Genomic DNA, 6,419 nt, shown 5'->3' with positions numbered 1-6,419 from the left:
AAAGCCGCGGGACTACACCGCACTCGCGCCGCTCGCGGTCCGCGAGATCGTGTACCGGCTTGCGCTCGGAGAGCAGGGCGGGCGCCTTCGCCAGATCGCATTGAGCGCTGGCCGCGCGCACCGAATCGCCAAGGCGATCGAGCTCGTCCGCAAGGGCTACGACAAGCCTCTCCGTATCGCCGGCCTCGCCCGGCAGCTCGGGATGAGCACTTCGGGCCTCCACCACCACTTCAAGGCTGTCACCGCGATGAGCCCGCTGCAGTTTCAGAAGCAGCTGAGGCTGCAAGAAGCCCGTCGGCTACTCGTCGCCGGCGAGTTAGACGCTGCGACCGCTGGCTACCGGGTCGGCTACGACGATCCCTCGCAGTTCAGCCGGGAGTACAAGCGGTTCTTCGGTGAGCCGCCGATGCGCGACGTCGAGAGGCTGCGAGGCCATGATGAGGGCGCTCCATCCAGACTCCGCTAGAACAACGATTCCGTCGCTTCCTGTGACCTAAGTGTGACCGCCTTGCGGACGTAAACCAGGCTCGCGGCGGATGACGTGCGACAGCTTTCAAGACCGCCGCCTTTCCCCCACGACGAGATGATTGCGAGAGGATGACGAAACGGTTGGGTGTACTATGGACGGCAAATCCCCAGGGATCGGGGTAGGGCTGGCAGGCGGCTCCACGAACCTCACGGAGGAGACCATGATCCATCGCAATTCGATCCGGAAGGCGTTCCTCGGGCTTCTCGTCGTCGTTCTGACGTGGTCGGGACAGGCATACAGTCAAACGTCGGCGCGCGTCTTCGTGGTTCCGCCGAACGACGCGATCCACATGGCCAGCGGTGCAGCGAGTTGGTGCATTCAGATGGAGCCGGTCAACGGCAGCTTCCAACTCACCGATATCAATCTGTGCACCGTGACCCTCAGCTCGCCCGGGAACGGATCCGTCAACTCGATCAACTACAACTGCACGAAGCCGACCCTCATAGAGGACGCCGACGGCAACGGCGTCCAGGACATCAGGTTCTGCTTCACGAAAACGGCGATGGCGCCTCTGTTCGACCACCTGCACGGCAACAGCCCCAAAACGGTGCAGATGCTTCTCTCGGGGCTCTTGAACAACGGTTCAAATGTGGGAGGGAGCGTCCTGGTCACGCTCTACCTCCACCAATAAGAGATCGTTCCAAAGGGGCCGGGAACCAGGACAGGGCCACCTCTCGAGAGGTGGCCCTGTTTTATTGACGCCGCCACGACCGGGCGAAACCTACCCCCCGGCAACGCCGGAAGGTAGTCGCATCGAGACCAATCGGAGGTATAGGGCGTGCGAAAGATCGTCGTGTACGAGTTGTTGTCCCTCGACGGGGTTGCCGAGGACCCAGATAGGTTCTTCGCCGACTGGGACGACGCGATGGAGGCCAACCTCGCCGCAGTGATCGCGACACAGGACGCGGTCATCCTCGGCCGCCGTAGCTACACCGAGTGGGCGCAGTTCTGGCCGAGCAGCCAGATCCAGCCATTCGCGACATTCATCAACGGGGTCACGAAGTATGTCGCGACATCCAAGCCCCTTGACCGAGATTGGGCCAATGCGACGGTGCTCGACGGCGGGCTGGTCGAATTCGTTCGGGATCTCAAGCAGCAGCGCGGAGGCGACGTCGGCGTCCACGCAAGTATCTCGGTCGCGCAGGCGCTGCTCGCCGCCGACGTCGTCGACGAACTCAGGCTCGTGATCGCACCGAGGATCGCGGGCCGCGGACGACGACTCCTCGACGGCTTGCCATCGATTCAGCTCGAATCGATCCGAAGCAAGACCTCACCGACTGGCTATCTGCTCGTCGACTATCGCGTTGTCCGTTAGCGGCATCTATTCACGAAGCGGACGTGAAACCACTCGGCCACCCCTCCGCGCTCGTCGTCGCAAGGACACGAGTTTCAAGGACGCTCTACCCACGAGGCCAGGGGCGCAAAGCGCAGTCTGGCCTCGGCCTCTTCCTTGGCAAACTTAGGGCCCGGCGCCCACCGGTATACCTCCACACTGGATCCGTCCTCGGAAATTCGGTGCGGCTGAGAATCCCAGAGGAAGTCCTCCAAGGGAGGGTTTTCCACGACAGCAACGCACTCGCCCTTCCGGTTGAACCTCACAGTGAATGGTTTGTCGCCTATTCGGAAATCCTGGCTGACCCCAAGGGCCAACTCATGAACCCACACACGGGCCTGGTGGTGTTTGAAACCGTTGGCGTAGGTCTTCGCATGCTCCGAGATGTGAAAGGCCGCACACACCTTGAAGCTGTTCTCATCGCCGACCAGGACCAGGTGGACGTTGCTCATGGCTGACGATCCTCCGACGGTGACTGGTCGACCATCACTCCGCGCATTGTCGCATTGTAACTTAGCTCGGCTAGCCTTCGCGCTTTATCCGCTCCTGACGGGCGATCTCACGTTTGCTGGGTGAATCGAGCGCGCCGTCGACGATCTTGATCTCACCGCCGCGCTCGTAGTGGCCGATAAGGACACCGGCGGACGAAACGCGCGAGCTCGCCAGCTTGAACGAATGCGGCGCCGAGCCGTCCGCGAACAGCTTCTTGCCGCCGCCGAGAACGACCGGCACCGTAAAAATGCTCATCGCGTCGACCAGATCGTTGGCGAGCAGTGCGTGCACGAGTTCGGTACTGCCCTGTGTGACGAGGTTAGGGCCGTCCTCTTGCTTCAGACGCTTCACGTCGGCGATGTCGCGGAGTAGCACCGAGCCCTGCCAGCTCGTATCGACTTGGCCCGAGCGCGAAACCGTGTACTTCTTGATCTCGTTGAACAGTTTGGCGATGCCGCCGTGGGGCGCATGTCCGTAGTAGGGCCAGTACGCGGCGAAAATCTCATAGGTCTTGCGGCCGAGGAGGAGATCGAACTTCTCCTTGAAGACGCGGTCGAGCTCTTCGCGAGAATCTTGACCGAAATAGGGCATCTCCCAGCCGCCAAACCTGAAGCCCTTGGTCGGATCCTCGGTCGGACCGCCGGGCGCTTGCATGACGCCATCCATGGAAACGAAGGCGCCCACGATTATCTTCCGCATGGGTCACTCTCCTTGTTTGAACCTAGGACGAACGGACCGGTCAATCGAATCCGCCGCTCAGGCCGATGGCGAGGATGAGACCGAAGAGACCGGCGGCTCCCAGAAGTCCGAGGCCCGAGCCGAGCTTGGCGCCGGCGCGCCATGCGACGTCGGTCCGCTTCTCCCACTGAAATGGGGGCGTATCGTGGACGAGGTCAAGGTTCCTGGCATACTCCGCGTCGACCGTCAGGGCCACGAGGTCTCCCGCGTTCAGCGTGGCCCCCAAAACGAACCCCGGCGGGTCGTACTCGATTCCGCTGTCCTCTCCGCCGAGCAACACTCCAGGCGAAATGTCGATCGACGTCTTCCGGGAGAGCCATCGCCGGTAGCGCGCCCGAATGCCCAACCTCGTCGTCGGATCGGAGACCAGGGCATATCCGCTGAACCCAACCGCGCCGCGCTCGGAGATGTTCTTCATCCAGCCCAGATCGAACGAGATCGCGGTGCGCGAGTCGCCGCCGATGTAGGGATAGTCGTCGATCCGCGCGAGCACGCCGAATTCCGTGATCATGAAGGACCGGGTCTCCGCGAGCGGGCGTCCCCGCCACGTCAGTGCGGGTATGGGCCGCCGGATCGGCCGATCTTCGCCCGGAGGCCCGTTCGGCTCCGGATCGTAAGGGGATGGAACGGTCTCTCTGTGCTCCAGCACCGCAGCTGTGCGATCGACGCCCCGCGAATCCAGCACGGCCCGGACCTTGTTCGACGCGAGATAGCGGATCTTGGAATCGGGAATCTCGACGGCGACCATGTCGAACGGGGCAGGGCGAACGGACGCGGCACGAAGCGTGTCGCCATCGGTGAGAACGACACGCACGACGGCCGCGTGCGAGGGCTCGGAAGCGCGGGCGGACAGGGGCAGGACCAGCAGGACCACGCCTCCCGCCACGAGGCCCATCACGATCTGGAATCGATCGAACATACGCCTCCACCGGCTCGCAGCTGTCGTCAGTGAGGACACTCATTCCGTGGGTAGACGGCCCGGAACCGGGAATTAGAGAGCGCCGCTCTATCGCGCTAGGGTGACCTTCTGTTGTGCCTTGGTCCCGTCGGCGAAGCGCGCCTGTAGAAAGTACGCACCGCTGGCGGATGGGGTGCCGCCATCTGTCTTACCGTCCCAACTGGCGGTGAATTGCCCCGGCCGGCGGATCACATCCGCCAGGGTTCGAACGAGCCTCCCTGACGCGTCGAAAATGCGGAGCGAAACACGACCCTCCGTCGCCACGGTGTAGACAATGGTCGTGAGCGGATTGAAGGGATTGGGCCGAGCATGGGCCATTAGATTCGGGGAGGGCGGAGAATTCGACCCGCCCACTGCCGCCACCGCGCCAAACTCGTCGGCGCCGATATCGATGGCGCTTCCATGGACGCGCGGGGTTCCATCAATGCTCGAGACGCCTGAAAGGGGCTGGCCCTGGGCATCGTTACCCAGGTTGATTCCCGCGTCGATGGCGGGCGAACCCGCCTGCAGGTGTAGATCGGTGAGTGGGGTGACCAGGAGAGGATTCACGAACCGCGCGCTCGCGTCCGGGTAGGACCCCGGCGACGTGCTGCTGGCGCCGAAATATACGTTATTCCCCACCGTGACGTTGGTGTTGTTGCCTCCGCCGTTGAAGATGTAAGGCTGGCCGGCCTTGGCGTCGAGGATGTTGTTCTTGATGGTGATCCCGTCGCAGTTGTACTGCAGCACGATCTCACCGCCGGTGCCTTGATAGGTGGTGTTGTTGACCACGACCACGTTCTGCGCGTTGCCTCGGCTCGCGTCGTAACCTCCCATGAGGACGTTGCCCTGGTAGCCGCGCGAGATGAAATTGTTGCGCACGGTGATGTTGCTGGTCGTTTTGCCGAGGTGCTCGCTCGCGACCTCGACGCCGATGTCGCAGTTGTCGACCTTGTTGCGCTCGATGACGATGTCGCGGCCGCCGTCCACGTAGATGCCGTCGGCGGATCTATCCCCGAAGTACGTGGGGTTTGTGGCGGAGCTGATGTTGTAGACCACGTTCTCCACGCAGATGCCATTGCGGGCCTGGTCCTGGCCAGCGGGCCCCGTGCTCTCAAATCCGATGAAGTCGATCCCGATGTTGTCGTTGTCGTGGACGAGGTTCTTGGCCACGGTGAACCCGGTGACATTGCCGTTCAGCACCAATGATTCGCTTTGGCCCAGGCGGCAGTTCCGGATCTCGTTGCCTTCCACGACGATGTTGGTCATGGGGGTGGCCGCGGTGCCGTAGAAGGCGATGCCGTGGGCGTTGTCGTTGGGACTTTCGATGTTGTGGATGAGGTTGTTGCGGAGCTCGATGAAGCTCGAGCTTCCATCCACGCTGATCCCCATGGGCGTGCCGCTGCCCATGAAGTTCCGCACCGTCATCCCGGTGACCCGGATGTAATTTCTGCTGCTGATCGTGATCCCCTGTCCGGGACCACCGGTGCCGTCGAGAATCGCTCCGGGATCGCCCCGCAGCGTGATGAAGGCGGCGGCCGAGCCGCTGCGGCCGAACGAGACGGCCCCGTTGTAGATCCCGGCACGCACGGTGACGGTGTCGCCGGCCTGGGCGGCGCCGACGCCCGCCGCGATCGTGGCGAAGTCCCCGCCCGAAGGCGCCACAATGATTTCCCGTGCAGAGACAATTCCCGGTAGGAACAAGACACTGAGGAAGGTTGCGAGCCGGCAGCGGCGGAGGAAATGCACCACGACGATTGGTAGTCCCATACGATGTCTCCAGTGGTCAAAGTAGAGTGGCCACCCGAGACGCCCCAATCGCGGGGCGCGGAACGTACCACTCCCTCAGGAAAATCCCAAGGTAAATTTGCTGAGGGAATTTGGGACTACGACTGCTCGGTGTCGAGCGGGTCTTGGGCGCCGCCTGTCAGCGGTGGAGATCGGCGATAGGAGACGGGGGCACGGTGTCCGACCCGCCGCTGAGAAATTCGTGGGCGCCGATATCGATGACACTTCCCTGCACACGGGGCCTTCCGTCGATGTCCGAGGCGCCTGAAAGGGGTTGGCCCTGGGCATCGTTACCCAGGTTGATTCCCGCGTTGATGGCGGGCGAACCCGCCTGCAGGTGTAGATCGGTGAGTGGGGTGACCAGGAGAGGATTCACGAACCGCGCGCTCGCGTCCGGGTAGGGCCCCGGCGACGTATTGCTGGCGCCGAAGTAGACGTTGTTTCCCACCATGACGTTGGTGTTGTTGCCTCCGGCGTTGGAGATGTAAGGCTGGCCGGTATTGGCGTAGAGGATGTTGTTCTTGATGGTGATCCCGTCGCAGTTGTACTGCAGCTCGATCTCACCGCCGGTGCCTTGATAGGTGGTGTTGTTGACCACGACC

General features: G+C 62.8%; 7 protein-coding genes. 3 read left to right on the top strand and 4 right to left on the bottom strand.

From position 1 onward, the window contains the following. The 3 genes from E6K79_04295 to E6K79_04285 all read left to right on the top strand — a co-directional run. Positions 1-466, top strand: a 466-nt coding sequence (locus E6K79_04295; protein ID TMQ65721.1) for an AraC family transcriptional regulator, incomplete at its 5' end; no start/stop codon positions are given. Between the two features lie 223 nt (positions 467-689). Beyond that, entirely contained in the window at positions 690-1,160 is a 471-nt protein-coding gene (locus E6K79_04290) for a hypothetical protein (protein TMQ65720.1), read from the top strand. A gap of 147 nt (positions 1,161-1,307) precedes the next feature. Beyond that, the gene (locus E6K79_04285) at positions 1,308-1,844 is read left to right on the top strand and encodes a deaminase (GenBank protein TMQ65719.1); all 537 of its coding nucleotides are present in this window, start codon (positions 1,308-1,310) and stop codon (positions 1,842-1,844) included. 74 nt (positions 1,845-1,918) lie between these two features. Here E6K79_04285 and E6K79_04280 read toward each other — a convergent pair whose 3' ends face one another. From E6K79_04280 to E6K79_04265, 4 genes are all read right to left on the bottom strand, one after another. After that, the gene (locus E6K79_04280; protein ID TMQ65718.1) at positions 1,919-2,314 is read right to left on the bottom strand and encodes a hypothetical protein; all 396 of its coding nucleotides are present in this window, start codon (positions 2,312-2,314) and stop codon (positions 1,919-1,921) included. Positions 2,315-2,384: 70 nt separating this feature from the next. Further along, a complete protein-coding gene (locus E6K79_04275; protein ID TMQ65717.1) occupies positions 2,385-3,053 on the bottom strand; it encodes a deaminase in 669 nt (222 codons plus the stop codon). Positions 3,054-3,093: 40 nt separating this feature from the next. After that, positions 3,094-4,011: a hypothetical protein gene (locus tag E6K79_04270; GenBank protein TMQ65716.1), complete on the bottom strand. Its 918-nt coding sequence runs from the start codon at positions 4,009-4,011 to the stop codon at positions 3,094-3,096. A gap of 87 nt (positions 4,012-4,098) precedes the next feature. Further along, positions 4,099-5,799: a DUF5123 domain-containing protein gene (locus tag E6K79_04265; protein TMQ65715.1), complete on the bottom strand. Its 1,701-nt coding sequence runs from the start codon at positions 5,797-5,799 to the stop codon at positions 4,099-4,101. Positions 5,800-6,419: the final 620 nt, after the last annotated feature.

It is taken from the genome of Candidatus Eisenbacteria bacterium (assembly GCA_005893305.1).
Lineage (GTDB): Bacteria > Eisenbacteria > RBG-16-71-46 > SZUA-252 > SZUA-252 > WS-9.
This window is presented reverse-complemented; position numbering and strand designations above follow the sequence as displayed.

Coding starts and splice junctions, on each gene's coding strand:
- E6K79_04280 (TMQ65718.1), bottom strand. CDS start 2,314: ATGAGCAACGTCCACCTGGTCCTGGTCGGCGATGAGAACAGCTTCAAG.
- E6K79_04275 (TMQ65717.1), bottom strand. CDS start 3,053: ATGCGGAAGATAATCGTGGGCGCCTTCGTTTCCATGGATGGCGTCATG.
- E6K79_04265 (TMQ65715.1), bottom strand. CDS start 5,799: ATGGGACTACCAATCGTCGTGGTGCATTTCCTCCGCCGCTGCCGGCTC.
- E6K79_04290 (TMQ65720.1), top strand. CDS start 690: ATGATCCATCGCAATTCGATCCGGAAGGCGTTCCTCGGGCTTCTCGTC.
- E6K79_04270 (TMQ65716.1), bottom strand. CDS start 4,011: ATGTTCGATCGATTCCAGATCGTGATGGGCCTCGTGGCGGGAGGCGTG.